At 74.0% G+C, this 15698-nt stretch carries 12 protein-coding genes; 1 reads left to right on the forward strand and 11 read right to left on the reverse strand.

Annotation, left to right across the window (positions count from 1 at the left end; genetic code table 11):
- Positions 1 to 113 precede the first annotated feature (113 nt).
- Complete coding sequence (locus tag ACGF3I_RS18485) at positions 114 to 518, reverse strand: globin (RefSeq protein WP_393133257.1); 405 nt, start codon at positions 516 to 518, stop codon at positions 114 to 116.
- 166 nt (positions 519 to 684) lie between these two features.
- Between ACGF3I_RS18485 and ACGF3I_RS18490 the strand changes: the two genes are divergently transcribed.
- Positions 685 to 1665 (forward strand): methyltransferase domain-containing protein, encoded by a 981-nt coding sequence (locus ACGF3I_RS18490; RefSeq protein ID WP_393133259.1) that lies wholly within the window; start codon positions 685 to 687, stop codon positions 1663 to 1665.
- Here ACGF3I_RS18490 and ACGF3I_RS18495 read toward each other — a convergent pair.
- The 10 genes from ACGF3I_RS18495 to ACGF3I_RS18540 all read right to left on the reverse strand — a co-directional run bounded on the left by ACGF3I_RS18495 (position 1646) and on the right by ACGF3I_RS18540 (position 15697).
- Positions 1646 to 3043, reverse strand: coding sequence for an FHA domain-containing protein (locus ACGF3I_RS18495; protein ID WP_393133261.1), 1398 nt, complete (start codon positions 3041 to 3043; stop codon positions 1646 to 1648). The two genes, ACGF3I_RS18490 and ACGF3I_RS18495, sit on opposite strands and share 20 nt — an antisense overlap.
- Positions 3044 to 3151: 108 nt before the next feature.
- Positions 3152 to 4510, reverse strand: coding sequence for a VWA domain-containing protein (locus ACGF3I_RS18500; protein ID WP_393133263.1), 1359 nt, complete (start codon positions 4508 to 4510; stop codon positions 3152 to 3154).
- Between the two features lie 73 nt (positions 4511 to 4583).
- Complete coding sequence (locus tag ACGF3I_RS18505; protein WP_393133514.1) at positions 4584 to 5897, reverse strand: PP2C family serine/threonine-protein phosphatase; 1314 nt, start codon at positions 5895 to 5897, stop codon at positions 4584 to 4586.
- On the reverse strand, positions 5894 to 8506 hold the full coding sequence (locus ACGF3I_RS18510; RefSeq protein ID WP_393133265.1) for a tetratricopeptide repeat protein: 2613 nt from the start codon (positions 8504 to 8506) through the stop codon (positions 5894 to 5896). Before ACGF3I_RS18510 ends, ACGF3I_RS18505 begins: the two co-directional genes overlap by 4 nt.
- Complete coding sequence (locus ACGF3I_RS18515) at positions 8503 to 9783, reverse strand: hypothetical protein (RefSeq protein ID WP_393133267.1); 1281 nt, start codon at positions 9781 to 9783, stop codon at positions 8503 to 8505. The genes ACGF3I_RS18510 and ACGF3I_RS18515 overlap by 4 nt, the downstream gene beginning before the upstream one ends.
- Before the next feature lie 95 nt (positions 9784 to 9878).
- Positions 9879 to 10949 (reverse strand): glutamate ABC transporter substrate-binding protein, encoded by a 1071-nt coding sequence (locus ACGF3I_RS18520; RefSeq protein WP_393133269.1) that lies wholly within the window; start codon positions 10947 to 10949, stop codon positions 9879 to 9881.
- Positions 10950 to 11008: 59 nt separating this feature from the next.
- Complete coding sequence (locus ACGF3I_RS18525) at positions 11009 to 12391, reverse strand: hypothetical protein (protein WP_393133271.1); 1383 nt, start codon at positions 12389 to 12391, stop codon at positions 11009 to 11011.
- Between the two features lie 76 nt (positions 12392 to 12467).
- Entirely contained in the window at positions 12468 to 13541 is a 1074-nt protein-coding gene (locus ACGF3I_RS18530; RefSeq protein ID WP_393133273.1) for an N-acetylglucosamine kinase, read from the reverse strand.
- Complete coding sequence (locus ACGF3I_RS18535; RefSeq protein ID WP_393133275.1) at positions 13538 to 14803, reverse strand: 6-phospho-beta-glucosidase; 1266 nt, start codon at positions 14801 to 14803, stop codon at positions 13538 to 13540. Before ACGF3I_RS18535 ends, ACGF3I_RS18530 begins: the two co-directional genes overlap by 4 nt.
- Positions 14804 to 14809: 6 nt before the next feature.
- Positions 14810 to 15697, reverse strand: a complete 888-nt coding sequence (locus tag ACGF3I_RS18540) for a carbohydrate ABC transporter permease (RefSeq protein ID WP_393133277.1) — start codon at positions 15695 to 15697, stop codon at positions 14810 to 14812.
- Position 15698: the final 1 nt, after the last annotated feature.

The raw sequence follows: 15698 nt of genomic DNA on the forward strand, positions 1-15698 counted from the left end.
TGCCCGATCGTGATCGGAATGCGACCACGGACGACCGAATTCCGGTCGCAAGGGCAGATTTCGGAGGTGTATATGGGCAGCCGTGGGGGTTCCGCGCCGGGGCCGCCGCCGGTTCAGCCCTCGGAGTTGACCATCGAGGCCGCCGCGTACGTCAGGTAGTTCCAGAGCGTCTGCTCGTGCTCGGGGGACAGGCCGAGCTCGTCGACCGCCGTGCGCATGTGGCGCAGCCACGCGTCGTGCGCGGCCCGGTCGACGGTGAACGGCGCGTGCCGCATCCGCAGCCGCGGGTGGCCCCGGCCGTCGCTGTAGGTGCGCGGGCCGCCCCAGTACTGCATCAGGAACAGGGCGAGGCGCTCCTCGGCCGGGCCCAGGTCCTCCTCCGGGTACATCGGCCGCAGCAGCGGGTCGTCGGCGACCCCCCGGTAGAAGAGGTGGACGAGCCGCCGGAAGGTCTCCTCGCCGCCGACCTGCTCGTAGAAGGTCTGCTCCTGGAGCGTGCCGCGCGGAATCTCGGTCACGTTGAACACCCTCGCAATGTCAGTCGGGCCTGCCACGGAACGCCGCCCTGGTCCAGGGTCCGTCCCCCGGCGAAGCAGCACTCCTCCATGGTCTCAGACGCGGCGGCCGAGGACCGGGGGCGTAGGACCACTCGCCCCCGGGGCCCCGGCGCAGCACAGTGGACGTATGAGCACGGACCTGGCACTGAGGCGGGCCCTGGTACGGCGGATCGCGGCGGGCGGAGCCCTCACCGACCCCGCCCTGCGGGCCGCCTTCGACGCCGTGCCGCGCCATCTGTTCGTGCCCTACTTCTACGAGTACGGCGCAGCGGCAGGCGGCCACGTACGGCTGTGGGGCGAGGACCCCGATCCGGTGCGGCGCGAGCGCTGGCTGACCGGCGTGTACGACGACGTCCCGCTCGCCACCCGGATGCGCGACGGCGAGCTGGTCTCCTCCAGCAGCCAGCCCTCCCTGATGGCCCGCATGCTGGAGGCGCTGGACCTCGGTGACGGCGACCGCGTCCTGGAGGTCGGCGCGGGCACCGGCTACAACGCGGCGCTGCTCTGCCACCGGCTCGGCGAGGAATGTGTGACGACCATCGACCTCGACCCGGAGATCACCGAGTCCGCCCGGGCCCATCTGGACGCGACCGGCTACCACCCCGCCGTGCTCACCGGGGACGGGGCGCGCGGCGCTCCGGCGCGTGCCCCCTTCGACCGGATCGTGGCGACCTGCACGATCGGCTCGGTGCCCCCGGACTGGCCGGACCAGTGCCGCCCCGGCGCGCTGATCCTGGCCCCGCTCGCCACCGGTCTGATCCGGCTGCGGGTCAGCGGGCCCGGCCGCGCCGAGGGGCGGTTCCTGCACACCCCCGCCTACTTCGTGCCGCTGCGCGGCTCCGGGCCGCCGGGCCGCGGCGCGCCCCGCACCGGCGGGCTGCCGCGCGAAAGCGTCAGCGACGAACTGTTCCGGTTCCTGCTGGAGCTGACCGCCGGCAGCCTCGACCCGTACGAGGCGCACGCGCTGTGGCGGCGCGAGCAGCGGCCCCGGCGCGAGCGCTTCGGAGTGACGCTCCACGACGGGGCCCAGTGGGCCTGGCTCGACGATCCGCAGGGGCCCTACCTCTGGCCCCTGCGGGAGCCGCCGGTCAGCCCCGGCGCACCGTGATCGTCGTCCAGGCGCCCACGTGCACCCGGTCGCCGTCCTGGAGCGGCACCGGCACATAGGGCTGGATCGGATCGCTCGCGCCGTTGACCGTGGTGCCGTTCGTCGAGTTCTGGTCGACGACCGCCCAGGTGCCGTCCGGCTGCTGCACCAGCACCGCGTGCTGGTGCGAGACGCCCGGGTCCTCCGGCGGCACCGACAGGTCGATGTCGGGAGCCTCACCGGTGGAGTGGCGCCGGCGGCCGATGGTGATCTGGTTGCCGGACAGCGCGCGCTGCTGCTCGGGGGAGTACGCGGGCAGATTGAGCCCGGCCGCCTCCGGGCCGCTGCGCTGCATCATCGCCAGGAAGTAGTCCCGGTCGGGTCCGATGGTGATGGACCAGTTCGCCGGGGCGGGCGGTGTGACGGGCCGCGGCCACTCCTCACCGTGCTGCTCGGGAGCGGCCTGCGGGGCCGGGGCCTGGGGAGCCGAAGCCTGCGGGGCCTGGGCCTGCGGGGCCGCACCGTGCGGCGCGGGCTGCCCGCCGGTCGGCAGCGGCCAGTCGTCACCGGCCCGGTCCGGTGCGGGCTGCGCCGTCGGCATCGGCCAGTCGTCGCCCGCCCCGCGCTCGGGCGCGGGCGGCGGGGTGGGCCGGGGCCAGTCGTCGTCGGCGCCGCGCTCGGGCGCGGGCTGCGGCCAGTCGTCCGCGCCCCGGTCCGGGGCCGGGCGGCGGTTCGGGCCCGGAACGGGCTGGGAGGGCGGCGGCAGCATCCAGTCGTCCTCGGCCTGCGGCTGAGGCACCTGCGGCTGAGGCACCTGCGCCTGAGGCACCTGCGGCGGGGCGGGCGGGCCCTGCTGGAAGGCGGGCGGCGGCGGGGGCGGACCACCCTGGCCGCCGTCGAACGGCCGCGGCGGGGCCGGCGGCTGCTGCTGGAAGGCGTTCGGCGGCGCGGGAGGGCCCGGGCGGCGCGAGGGCTCGGCGGCCAGCGGTTCGGCGGGCCGGTTGACCTGCGAGGGCCGCGAGCTCTGGTACTCGTACGGGTCGCGCGGCGCGGGCGGCGGGCCCTGCTGGAAGGCGGGCGGCTGATGGGGGCCGGGGGCCGGGCCGGGCCCGGGGCCCTGCGGCGGCATCGGCTGCTGCGGGGCCAGCGGGGTGTACGAGGTCGCCGTGTTGGTGAGGAAGTTCCAGCGGCACTCCTCGCAGAACGGCGCACCGGGCTCGCGCGGGGTGCGGCACTGCGGGCAGAGCTCGGCCTGCGCGGTGGCGTTCGGGTCCCCGGGGCCCGGGTAGCCGTACGCGGGCGGCGGCGGGGGAGGCGGCGGCACGGCGCCCATGCGATGGCCGCAGATCTCGCACCAGTCGTCGGAACCCGACTGGTGTCCGTTCGGGCAGGTCGGCATGGAGTCGCTTCCCCCTCTCATCGTCCGGCCCGGCGGGCCGCGGCACTTCGGTGGTGCTCGGTTCTGGTGGTGCTCTCGTTGCTTCTTGCTGCTTCTTGCTGCTTCTTGCTACTTCTTGACGCGAACGGTCTTGGTGGAGCGCGTTTCGAGGGTCATCTCGTCCGCTTCCGCGACCTTCGCCTTCAGTCGCACAGTACCTGTCGCCTCGTCGACGACGTCCACCACCTTCGCGAGCAGTTTCGCGGTATCGGCGTTGCCCGAGGCGGCGGCCAGCTGCACCGCCCGGCCGAGCTTGGCGGTCGCGCCGTCCACATCGCCCGACTTGCGGGCATCGAGGCCCTGCTGGATGACCTGTGCCAGTTCGGCCTGGCCCGTGTAGTGCGCGACCTGCGGGTTGATGGAGGTGGAGGCCGCCATGTCGTCGGTCCACACCGCCCGCACCAGGCCCTGGGACAGCAGCTGCGGCGTCCCGCCCTCGCGGTCGGGCACGATCAGCGAGACCCGGGCCGCCAGCATCTCCTGGCCGACATTGGCCTGGGGGACCTGGACGCAGACGTGGTAGTCGCGGGACTCGTCGCCCCACGATCCGGTCGGGTAGTCGCCCGCGCGCGGCCCCGCCTCGGTGCGCCGGTCCGTCAACTCCTCGACGGTGGGCGCCACTTGCTTGACGAACTTGATCTCCACGCCGACCGGGGTCCACAGCCGCAGTGCCACGTCCGCGACCTCCTTGCCCATCGCGTTCTCCATCATCTGCGTGAAGTCCGCGGCCAGGTTGGCCGGATCGGCGACGATGTCGGCGGTGCCGAGCAGGGCGGAGGAGATCGAGGTGACCTCCTTGACCTCCCAGTCGGTCCCCACGCCGCGCGCGTCGCAGGTGAACCGCCCGGCGCAGGCCGCCAGGGCCGAGCGCAGGTCCTCGGGCGACTCGTGCTCGTTGCGCCCGTCGGTCAGCAGGATGCCGTGCCGGATGGGCACGTCCGCCGTCGCCAGCAGCCGGTCCGCCAGCCGCAGCCAGGTGCCGATCGCGGTGCCGCCGCCCGCTTTCAGCTTGCGCAGGGCCTGCTTGGCCTGGGCGCGCGTACCGCTGTCGGCGGTGGCCAGGCGGCCGTTGCCCGGGTAGACCTCGCGGGCGATGTGCGTACCGTCCACCACCGCGAAGGCCACGCCGTCGCGCAGGGTGTCGATGGCCGCGGCCGTCGCGTCCCGCGCATTGCGCATCTTGGTGGGCGGATAGTCCATCGAGCCCGAGCAGTCCACCATGATCACCACGGCGGCCGTGGGCGTCTGCCCCGGTATGTGCGACGGCGAGGGTGCCGCCGTCGTGAACGGGGCGCCCCCCAGGGTGCCGCCGCCGGTGGAGGCCACCGTGACGATCGCGTTGACCTCGCGGCCGCCCTCGGGCAGGAACTCGTTCTGGTACACCTCGACGGAGAACTGCGGCACGGTGGACTTGGAGAAGTTGGCCATCGAAAGGGCTCCTTGAGGCTCCATGGACCTGAGGTGAGGAAAGTCGGGCGAGTGGCGCGATGAGGACGGTGGCCTAGGCGTAGGCGGATCCTGCCCCTTGCTGCTCCACCGCGAACGGCAGCACCGCCACTGTTACGTTGTCGTGGCCGCCGCCGTCGAGCGCGTGCCCCACGAGCACCTGCGCACTGTGCAGAGGCCGTTGGGCGGCGTCCGGCGGCAGCACCCGGGCCAGCTCCTCGGCGGCCTCCGCGTAGTTCCACAGGCCGTCCGTGCAGACCACCACCACACCCGGGCGGTCCGGCTTGAACGAGGCGGTGTGCGGGTCGAGTTCGTAGGCGTCGGCGCCCAGCCATCCGGTGATGGCGTGCGCCCGCTCGTCGGCGTAGGCGTCGGCCTCGCTCATCAGGCGGGCCGCCACCATCTGCGCGGCCCACGAGTCGTCCTCGGTGAGCCGGGCCGGGGCGGCGCCGCGGTCGTCCGGCACCCAGTACGCGCGGCTGTCGCCGACCCAGCCCACCACGAGCAGACCGCTCGCCGAGACCGCCCCCACCAGCGTGCAGGCAGGGGCGTTCTGGTGGCGGCGCTGGTCGTCCCCGGGCGCCTGGGTGCCGTCCGCCGCAAGGGAGTTGACGGCTTCGGCGGCGGCCAGGATCGCGTCGTGCATGGCCTGCTGGGGGTGGGTGCCCTGGGGCAGCGCCGCCAGCAGCGACTCGTTGGCGGCGCTCGCTGCCGCCGCCGACGCCTCGTCGGGACGGGTCGCCGACGACACCCCGTCGCAGACGATCGCCACCACGGCGGGCGAACCGTCGGGCAGGGCCGTGGAGGACAGCGCGAAGGAGTCCTCGTTGCGGTGGTGGCGCAGTCCGCGGTCGCTCACCGCGGACACGGCGCCCAGTTCCTGCTCCATGTGGTCGCGCTCGCGCGGCTGGGCGTGCCCGCAGTTCTCGCAGTACCCGTCGTCGTCGACCCGCCCGGCCCGGCAGGCCACGCACACCTTGGCGCCCGGTGCGGGGGGCCTGGCGACATGGGTGTCCGGATCGGGTTCGGCGGCCCGCGGGTCGGGCGCGGGCAGCGGGTACTCGCCCGCCGCGTGCTCGCCCGCCGCGTCCGCGGCCGGCGCGGCCCCGGGCCCGTCCGTCCGTACCCCGTAAGGGAGTTGGTCCGCCGCGGCGGCCGTGGGAGCCCCGGCGGCCGGTGGTGCGGGGGCGGCCGGGGGCGGGGGAGGCGCTGCCGCCGGGGACGCCATCTCGATCGTCGGATGGTCGAGCGGCGGCTGCGGCACGGCCGACAGGTCGTACCCGCAGGCCCCGCAGAACAGGTCTCCCGTCTCCAGCGGCTCTGCGCAGCCGGGGCAGGCGGAGAGCTGATGCGTCTGCGACATCGTCACACCCATGTCCGGGGGCGGAATCGGTTGGCCCGTTCCACCAGGTCGATCCTTTCCTCGCCACGCTGAGCGAGCCGGGCGAGCACCCGGTACGAACGTTCCAGACCGAAGCGCAGGCCCCGCTCGTCGACGTCGCTGCCGAGCAGTACGGTCCTCGTCCGCCCGGCCCCGGTGCTCCCCGACAGTACCCAGTCCAGGGCGGTGCCCAGGACCTCGGTCGTCAACTGTTCACGTCGCACCGCGTCGAGACCGAAGCCTTCGAGCGCCTCGACCTGGGCGGCGGCCGCCAGCAGGTCGTCAAGGAGCGGGTCCCGCGGGTCCCGGCTGCGCAGCCGGGCGCGGACCGCGGCGACCCGTGCCGCGGTGTAGTGGATGGAGGCCTCGGGCACCGACTCCAGCGTGCGCACCGCGCTGGTGCGGTCCCCGGCGGCGAGCTGCACCCGGGCCAGGCCGAAGGCGGCGCTGACGAAGCTCGGGTCGGTCGCCCACACCAGGCGGTAGTACTCGGCCGCGTTGTCGAGCTGGCCGAGCACCTCCGCGCACACGCCGAGGGCGAGCTTGGGCGCGGGTTCGCCGGGAAAGGCGTCGTAGACCGCGTCGAACGACAGCGCCGCGTTCTCGTTGTCCCCGGCGGCCAGCGAGGCGAGCCCGCGGTACCAGACCACCCGCCAGTCGTCCGGGTGGTCGGCCTCCAGGGCGTCGAGTGCCTTGCCCGCCGCGACCCGCTCGTCCATGTCGAGCCGGGCCCGCAGCTCCCGCAGCCTGCGTTCGATGGAGTGGGCCGGGGCCGAGCGCAGCGCGGTGATCAGCTCGGCCGGCGCGGCGGCCATCAGACCCGCGAGGAACCCCGCGTTGGGGTCGCCCGGATCCACGTGCGGCACGGGCAGCGCGAGCGCGGTGAGACGCGCGTCGAGCGCGACGAGCAGCGGAGCGCCGCCGGGTGCGCCCCCGGCGCGCGGCACCGGGACGGCGCCCTGGGTGGCCGGATGGGGCGCCGGGGCGGGCTGCGAGGCGGGCTGCGGCGCGAGGGCGGGCAGCGGCGGGGCGCCGGCCGGGACGGCGGCGGGCGCGGGCGCGGCGGACGCCGGCGCCGCCGCGAGCGCCCTGCGGGCGCGTCTGCCCACCGGGGTCGTCCGCGCGCCGAGCCGCGAGACGTCACCGTCCTCCGGGGCGAACAACTTGGCGTCGGTGACGCGCAGTTCGGTGCCGAACAGGGTCGAGAGCGCGGGCCTCGGGCGTCCCGTCTGGAGCGCCACCACCTCGCGCAGCACTCCCGTCAGCTGCTCCGCCATCTCCTGGGCCGAGGCGAACCTGCGCGCCGGATCCGGGTCGGTGGCCCGCACCAGGAACCGGTAGAACGACTCGTACCGGCGGAAGACGTCGATGTTGTCCGGGTCCGGCAGGCTGTCCGCGTAGACGTTGGTGTAGCCCTGGAAGTCGAAGGTCATCACGGCGAGCGTCCGGGCCACCGTGTACAGGTCGGAGGCGACCGAGGGGCCCGCCTCGGCGACCTCGGGGGCCTGGTAGCCCACCGTGCCGTAGATCGCCGACTCGTCGTCGTCCATGCGGCGCACCGCGCCCATGTCGATCAGCTTGAGCTGGTCCTCGGTCTGTATCGCGTTGTCCACCTTGAAGTCGCAGTACAGCAGGTTGCGGCTGTGCAGGTGGCCGAGCGCCTCCAGGGCCTCGATGCCGTACGCGCAGGCCTGCTCCACCGGCAGCGGGTCGCGCTTCCCAGCGGTGGTGCGGCGGTCGTTGGCGATCTCCTTGAGCGACTTGCCGCCGACGTACTCCATCACGATGTAGCCGTCGAGCGAGCCGGTCCGCTGGTCGAGGTGCTCCACGAAGTTGTAGATCCGCACGATGTTGGAGTGCTCGATCTCGGCGAGGAAGCGCCGTTCGGAGATCGCCGCCGCCATCGCGTCCTGGTCGCCCGTGTCGAGCAGGCCCTTGAGCACCACCCAGCGGTCCGAGACCGCGCGGTCCACCGCGAGGTAGACCCAGCCGAGGCCGCCGTGCGCCAGACAGCCCACCACCTCGTACTGGCCGTGCACGATGTCGCCGGCGTGCAGCTTCGGCACGAAGGAGTAGGGGTGGCCGCACTTGGTGCAGAAGCCCTCGGTGCGCCCGGGCCGCTCACCGCGCGAACGGCCCACCTGCGCCCCGCAGTCCGAACGCGAGCAGAACCGCTTGCGCTCGGGCACCTCCGGGCGCTCCATGACCGCCGAGCGCGGATCGGGGCGCGGCACCTCCGGCACCGAGACCAGGCCGGCGCCCAGTCTGCTGCGCGCCGAGGAACTGGCCGCCGCGCCCGAACTGCGCACCGAGACCGAGCGCGAGGTGGCCGAGCCGCTCAGCGACGACAGGCGCCCGGAGACCGAGCGGCGCGAGGTCGAGGAGCGTGAGGAGCGCGAACTGCGCGCGGAGGAGCGCGAGGACTGCGAGGCCGAGCGGTGGCCGCCCCCGGTGATCCCGGTCGGCGGTGAGGACACCATGCCGGTCGGCGAGACGACGGGCGCCAGGCCGCAGGTGTCGCAGTACAGCTCGCCGCCGCCCATGTCCTCGTACGAACCCGTGCAACCGGGGCGCTGGCACTGGGTGTTCTCGGTCATGATTCCCCCCTCTGGTCAACGGGCCCGGACTGTCTCGGGACCAGTGCGTCGGCCGCCGCCCGCTGGTAGCGCAGCACCGCCTCCTCGGCGACGCGCAGGTCGCAGGGCGCGGACCACAGCATCCGGCGGGCCGCGTCGTACCGCTCGATCAGGAACGGGTCCTCGGCCAGGCCGTGCCGGGCGACCTTCGCCTTGTACGCGTCGAGCCGGCCGCGCAGCTCCGCGCGGACCGCGAGCGGCGCGGTGACCGCCGTCAACGACTCCCGGGCGCGCAGGAGTTCGTCCTCCGCCTCCCGTTCCAGGGATTCGAGCAGGGGGGACAGGCGGTGCCACTGGGAGTGCCGCCGGTACTCGGCGGCCAGGGCCAGCTGTTCCTGGAGCGCGATGGAGGGGCCGCTCACGGCGGGCACCTCACTCGCGGCGATCTTCGCGAGCACCTCGCCGCGGGCCGAGCGGGCCTCGGCCAGGGTGCGGTCGGCCCGTGAGAGCACGTCCCGCAGCCGCACCAGGCGCTGCTCGGCATCCTGACGAACCGTCAATACGGCGTCGATCTCCCGCCGTACGTCCTCAAGGGCACGCGCCGCACGGTCGTAGCGCCCGGTGTCGGGACGGCCGCCGCCCGGCGCCGAGCTGCCCGGCGCGGGCACCCAGAACGCGAGCGGGTCCGAGACCACCTCGGCGCGCAGCGCGGTCAGTTCGGCCGTGATCGACTCCAGGTCGTCGCCCGAGGGATGCTCCCCGGGCCGCACGCCCACCGAGTGGGCCAGGCTGCGGGTGCGGTGCAGTTCGGCGGCCAGCAGGTCTATCCGGGCGGGCAGCGCCGACCACACCGCGTCGGCGGCGACCACCAGGTCGAGCGAGCGGGCGTACAGCTCGTTCATCCGGTCGACCAGCTCGGCCAGGGTGAAGCGCTCGGTCAGCCGGGCCGGGCCGCCGGCGATGGTCGGCGCGGCGTGCAGGGCGGCGCCCGACAGCGTCACGGACGGGCCGCGCAGCCGCTCGGTCAGCTCCGCCAGGTCCTCGCGCCCAGGCCAGCGCCGCCGGGCGCGCAGCTCACGCACCGAGGTGAGGGCCGCCGCGTACGCGTCGAAGTACGCCCAGAGCAGCGAGATGGACTGCTCGGTGGCCGCCCAGCGCTCCTTGGTGACCCCGGTCAGGCCGGCGCCTTCGAGGAGCCGGCGCCCGGCATGGTCCTGGAGGGCGAGCAGCGAGGTCTCGACGGCCTCGTGCTCGGCGTCGAGGCGGGCCAGCGCACGGTCCACCTCGTCCCGGTCCATGACCGGCTCCGGGGGTCCCCCGGTGGAGCTGGGGGAGGGTCCCGCGCCCATCGATCACCTCTCCGCTCTGTGGTACGGCCGTGGCCTCGACATGCTCATCCGGTGCGGTACTTGGGGGCGGGCGGGCCCGTTATGCCGGGCAGGTCGGCGGCCAGCCACTGGCGGTACGCCCGCATCCAGGGGCTGTTGTCGCCGCCGCCCCGGTAGTCCACCAGGACCTGGTTGATCCGCCGCACCAGATCGGTGTTGCCGAGCTTGACGGCGACGCCGTAGTACTCGGTGGTGAACGGGCTGCCCTTCAGCTGCACCGCCGGGTCCTGGGCGGCCTGGCCGGCGGCGAGCGCGTTGTCGGTGACGACCGCGTCCACCAGGTTCTGCTGGAGACGGACCAGGCAGTCCAGCTGGTTGGGGACCGTGAAGTCCTGGTAGTCGGCGCCGTGCGCGTTCGCCTTCAGGGCGTCGAAGGCGGTGGAGCCCGCCGCCACGCACACCCGCTTGCCCTTGAGCGAGTCGTCGAAGCCGGTGATCGCCGAGGTCTTGGGGGCGAGCACCTGCTGGCCGGCCTCGAAGTAGGCGGTGGAGAACGACGCCTGCTGGACGCGGGCGCAGTTGACCGTCATCGTGCGCACCACCACGTCGACCGTGCCGTTGCGCAGGGCGGGGATGCGCTGGCTGGTGGGGATGGCGCGGTAGATCACCGCGTTCTCGTCGCCCAGGATGTTCTTCGCGATCGCCTTCACCAGGTCGATGTCGAAGCCTTCGAGGGTGCGGGTGGCGGGATTGCGGTAGCCCCAGCGGAAGCTGTTCTGGTCGACGCCCGCGATCAGCTTGCCGCGCTGCTTGATGGCCTCGATGTTCGGCCCGTCCGCGCCCGACGGGGCGAGACTCGCCTCCGGGTCCGCGCAGTCGCCCGCCTTGGCCTGCACCGCCCGCGCCGTGCCCGGCCCCGCGAGGCCGGCCGCCGCGGCCTCGCCGCCGTGCCGGGTCAGCGGGACGAGCGCGCCGGCCGCGAGCGCGAGGGCGAGCGCCATCCCGGCCACCCCGCCCCAGCCGCGCAGCCGGGCCGCTCCGCGCCGCCCGGCGCGCCGGGCCCCGTCCGGGGTGCCGGTGGTGGCGCCGGGGGCGGCCGGGTGGGCCGGATCCGCCGAGCTCTTCGCGCCGCTCATCGCGACCCCTCTCGCCCATCCGCCGCTGCTCGCCGGCCCGTTGCCGCTGTCCATGCCGCTCACCTGTACTCCGCGAGCCTGCGGCTGACGCCGACCCCCGCGCCGGCCGCCGCAAGCACCGACAGGAGCGCGGCGCCCAGCGGGAGGCCGGTGAGGGCGCCGTGCCCGTCGGAGGCGGCGGTGGTGAACTGGCGCTGCTCGTGGGCTATCGCCGCGTCCAGCTCCTTGTCCACCTGGTCGAAGCACTCGCCGGTGGAGCCCTTGGCGCCGATGACCTGGGTCAGCGCGCCGTCGTAGTCGCCGCTGTCGTCGGTCGTGCGGGCCGCCGTGTGGCGCTTCTGCCACGCCTCCATGTCCCCGACGGCCTTGGCCACCGGGGCCTTGCCCGCGTCGTCGTCCGCGAGGCCGCGCGCGGCGCCGAGCCGGCCGGACAGCGACGCCATCTCCTTGGTGAACTCCGCCTCGTACAGGTCCTTGCCGTCGGCGGTCAGCACCGCGCCGCGGGCCACCAGCGTCAGGTTCTCGTTGGCGCGGGCCTGGAGCGAGCTGATCCGGGCGTCGTTGAGGACCTTCAGGGACTCCTGGCCGTGCTCGCGCGAGTCGGACAGCTCGGAGACGGCCACCGCGTGACCGACCACCAGCCAGAGCAGCACCACCGTGGAGGCGGCCGTCGCGGCGAGCAGCCCGTGGTTGAACACCCGGTTGGTCCGCAGGTAGCTGCGGCGCTGCGCCCAGACGAGGCCGCCGAGCGCGAGCAGGCCGAGCACGGTCGCCGCGTACGGCCAGGTGTCGGCCTGGTCGTAGTCGTCGTAGAGGCGGCCCGTCTCGGCCTCGTACAGCTTCTGGGCCGCGGGCAGCAGGCTGGCGCTCATCTTCTGGTTGGCGTAGCGCAGATAGGCGCCGCCGACCGGGAAGCCCTGCCGGTTGTTGGCCCTGGCCTGCTCGACCAGGCCGTTGTACAGCGGGAGCTGCTCGTTCAGCGTGGCGATCTGCCGGGCCGACTCGGCGGAGCCCGTGGTGTTCGCCGCCGCCTTGACCAGGAGGCGGGAGGCGGTCGCGATGTCCGTGTCGTACCGCCTGCGCACGTCGAGCGGCTCCTGGCCGCCGGCCAGGAAGCCGCTCGCGGCCGCCGTGTCGGCGTCCGCGAGCGAGCGGTAGATGGAGGCGGCGTCGGCGCTCAGCGGCTGGCTGCGGCTCACCACGTCGCCCGCCGCGGCCGAGCGGTCGGAGACCTCCCAGGCGGTGACGCCGCCGAAGGCCACCACGAGCACCGCCACCACCGCGCCGATGAGCCACAGGCGCCCCGGCTCGGTCGTCGCGGCGGCGCGCAGCCGCCGCCGGACCTGCGGCCGGCCCCGGAGCGCCCCGGGGCGCGGCTGCGGCGCGGACCGGGCCGCGGGCTCCCGCGTCTCCGGTTCGCGCACGTTCGGCGGATTCGCCACCTGACCTCCCCCTCGGTCGCTGCGTAGGCAGTATGGCCGCAGGGACCGACAACCATCCAGGGTTGTCTGGATCTTGTTACCTGCCGCTCCGCGCCCCTTGCCCCTGCCCCACGTCCCCACCATGTATACGCGGCGGGGATCCTTTCGGTTCCCCGGGGAGCGGGCGGCTCACGGGCCGGGCGTACTGGGCGCGCAGCCGGGCGTGCACGGCGTCGGGCGCCGCCAGCCGGTCGAGACCGAGCAGTCCCGCGCCGAGCACGGGCGAGGTGGTCACCACCCGGGGCTCCGCCTTGGGCGCCCGCTCGGCCAGCAACTCCCGGACACGGCCGTCCAGTTGGGGGTGTCGGGCGGCGAGCACGCTGCCGCCGAGCAGTACCGGCGTCGGCGCGTCGAGCAGCCCGAGCCGGCCGAGCGCGACGGTGGCCAGGGCCACGATCTCCTCGGCCTGCCGCTCGACCAGCGAGCGCGCCACCGCGTCCCCGGCCGCCGCGACCTCGAACAGCACCGGGCTCAGCTCGTGGCGCCGGGCGGCCGGGATCCTCTCCAGGTGCAGCGCCTCGATCAGCTCGTACATCGAGGAGAGCCCGAAGTGCGCGGGCAGCGCCGCGGCCAGCGCGGTCGGACCGCCGCGGCCGTCCTCGGCGCGGGCCGCGAAGAACAGTGCCTCCTCGGCCAGGCCGCCGCCCCCGCCCCAGTCGCCCGAGATCTTCCCGATGGCCGGGAAGCGGGCGGTGCGGCCGTCCGGGGTCATGCCCACGCAGTTGATGCCCGCCCCGCACACCACCGCGACGCCGCGCGGCTCGGCGCCGCTGGGCAGCCCGGCGCGCAGGATCGCGAAGGTGTCGTTGTGGACCCGCACCGAGCCGCCCCAGCCGCGCGCCTGAAGGGCCGCCGCCAACTCCCGCTCCTCGACCGGCAGATCGGCGTTGGCCAGGCACGCCGAGACGTGCTCGACCCGCAGCGGGCCGGACCCGCGCGCGGCGAGGTGGGCCTGCTCGACGGTGGTGGCCAGCGTGTGCATGGCCACGTCCACGCCCACCGCGGGCGGCCGGAAGCCCCCGCCGCGCGCGGTGCCGAGCACGGTGCCGTCCGCGCCGATCAGGGCCACATCGGTCTTGCTGTTGCCGGCGTCGATCGCCAGCACACTCATGCCCACGCGAGGTGCTCCCGGTTGTGCGCGATCAGCCGGTCGGTAAGCCCGTCGGCGTAGTCGTACTGCCCGACCAGCGGGTGGGCGAGCAGCGCCCGGAACACCCGGTCGCGCCCGCCGCGCAGGGCGGCTTCGAGGGCCAGGTCCTCATAGGCGCTGACGTGCGCGATCAGACCGGCGTACAGCGGGTCGAGCGCGGGCACCGCGAGCGGCACCGCGCCGCTGCCGTCGACCCGGGCCGGCACCTCGATGACGGCGTCGTCCGCGAGGAAGGGCAGTGTTCCGTTGTTGTACGCGTTGACGACCTGGACCGGGCTCCCGCCCTTGCCGAGCAGCGAGGCCGCGAGGTCCACGGCGGCCTCCGAGTAGAAGGCGCCCCCGCGCCCGGCGAGCAGCTCGGGCTTCTCGTCCAGCGCCGGATCCCCGTACATCGCCAGCAACTGGCGCTCCATCTCGGCGACTTCGGCGGCGCGGGACGGCTTGGTGCCGAGCTCGCGCACCACCTCGTCGTGCGCGTAGTAGTAGCGCAGGTAGTACGAGGGGACCACGCCGAGCCGGTCGAGCACCTGGCGCGGCAGGCGCAGGTCCTCGGCGACGGCCTCGCCGTGCTCGGCGAGCAGCCGGGGCAGGACGTTCTCGCCCGCGGGCCCGCCGAGGCGCACCCCGAGCTCCCAGGTGAGGTGGTTGAGGCCCACGTGGTCGAGGTGCACCTCGGCGGGCGTGACCCCGAGCAGCGCGGCGAACTTGCGCTGGAGCCCGATGGCCACGTTGCACAGGCCGACGGCCCGGTGCCCGGCCTGGAGCAGGGCCCGGGTCACGATGCCCACCGGATTGGTGAAGTCGATGATCCAGGCGTCCGGGTTGCTGCGGCGGACCCGCTCGGCGATGTCCAGGACGACCGGCACGGTGCGCAGCGCCTTGGCGAGGCCGCCCGCGCCGGTGGTCTCCTGACCCACGCAGCCGCACTCCAGCGGCCATGTCTCGTCCTGCTGACGGGCGGCCTGGCCGCCGACGCGCAGCTGGAGCAGCACCGCGTCCGCGCCCTCGACGCCCGCGTCCAGGTCGGAGGTGGTGACGATCCTTCCCGGGTGGCCCTGCTTGGCGAAGATGCGCCGGGCGAGCCCGCCGACGAGCTCCAGACGGTCGGCGGCCGGGTCGACGAGGACCAGCTCACTGACGGGCAGCGTGTCCCGCAACCGGGCGAAACCGTCGATGAGTTCGGGGGTGTAGGTCGAGCCGCCCCCCACTACTGCGAGCTTCATGGTCGATCAGCCCTTCACTCCGGTCAGTGTGACGCCCTCGACGAAGGCCTTCTGTGCGAAGAAGAAGACGAGGATCACAGGGGCCATGACCAGTACGGTCGCGGCCATGGTCAGGTTCCAGTCGGTATGGTGCGCGCCCTTGAAGGACTCCAGGCCGTAGCTCAGCGTCCAGGAGGCGGGCGTGTCGGACGCGTAGATCTGCGGTCCGAAGTAGTCGTTCCAGGCGTAGAAGAACTGGAAGAGCGCGACGGCGGCGATGCCCGGGCGCGCCATGGGCAGCACCACCTTGATCAGCGTGCGCAGCTCCCCGCACCCGTCGACCTTCGCCGCGTCCAGGTACTCGTTGGGGATGGTCATCAGGAACTGCCGCAGCAGGAAGATGGTGAACGCGTCACCGAAGGCCAGCGGGACGATCAGCGGCCACAGCGTGCCGGACAGGTCGAGCTGCTTCGCCCAGAACAGGTACATCGGAATGATGATCACCTGCGGCGGCAGCATCATCATCGAGATCACCAGCATCAGCGACAGATTGCGCCCGCGGAAGCGGAACTTGGCGAGCGCGTACGCCACCGGCACCGAGGACACCACGCTGAGCACGGTGCCGAGCCCGGCGTACAGCAGGGTGTTCTTCCACCAGGTCAAGAAGCCAGGAGTGTCCAGCACCTTGCGGTAGTTGGACCAGGCCCAGTGGTGCGGGACCAGATCGCGGGTCAGCGTCTGCTGGTCGTCCATCAGCGAGGTGAGCAGCAGGAAGACGAACGGCAGCACGAAGAACAGCGCGGCCGCGACCCCCAGCGAGTGCACCGCGATCCACTGGAGCAGGGCCTTGCGCCGGGCCGTCCTGGCGGCCGGGGTCGCGGCCCGGGCCTTGGGTGCCTCCACGACGTAACTCATC

The sequence above is a fragment of the Streptomyces sp. NPDC048111 genome, assembly GCF_043202815.1.
Lineage (GTDB): Bacteria > Actinomycetota > Actinomycetes > Streptomycetales > Streptomycetaceae > Streptomyces.

Coding starts and splice junctions, on each gene's coding strand:
- ACGF3I_RS18535 (WP_393133275.1), bottom strand. CDS start 14,803: ATGAAGCTCGCAGTAGTGGGGGGCGGCTCGACCTACACCCCCGAACTC.
- ACGF3I_RS18520 (WP_393133269.1), bottom strand. CDS start 10,949: ATGAGCGGCGCGAAGAGCTCGGCGGATCCGGCCCACCCGGCCGCCCCC.
- ACGF3I_RS18515 (WP_393133267.1), bottom strand. CDS start 9,783: ATGGACCGGGACGAGGTGGACCGTGCGCTGGCCCGCCTCGACGCCGAG.
- ACGF3I_RS18495 (WP_393133261.1), bottom strand. CDS start 3,043: ATGCCGACCTGCCCGAACGGACACCAGTCGGGTTCCGACGACTGGTGC.
- ACGF3I_RS18540 (WP_393133277.1), bottom strand. CDS start 15,697: ATGAGTTACGTCGTGGAGGCACCCAAGGCCCGGGCCGCGACCCCGGCC.
- ACGF3I_RS18510 (WP_393133265.1), bottom strand. CDS start 8,506: ATGACCGAGAACACCCAGTGCCAGCGCCCCGGTTGCACGGGTTCGTAC.
- ACGF3I_RS18530 (WP_393133273.1), bottom strand. CDS start 13,541: ATGAGTGTGCTGGCGATCGACGCCGGCAACAGCAAGACCGATGTGGCC.
- ACGF3I_RS18500 (WP_393133263.1), bottom strand. CDS start 4,510: ATGGCCAACTTCTCCAAGTCCACCGTGCCGCAGTTCTCCGTCGAGGTG.
- ACGF3I_RS18490 (WP_393133259.1), top strand. CDS start 685: ATGAGCACGGACCTGGCACTGAGGCGGGCCCTGGTACGGCGGATCGCG.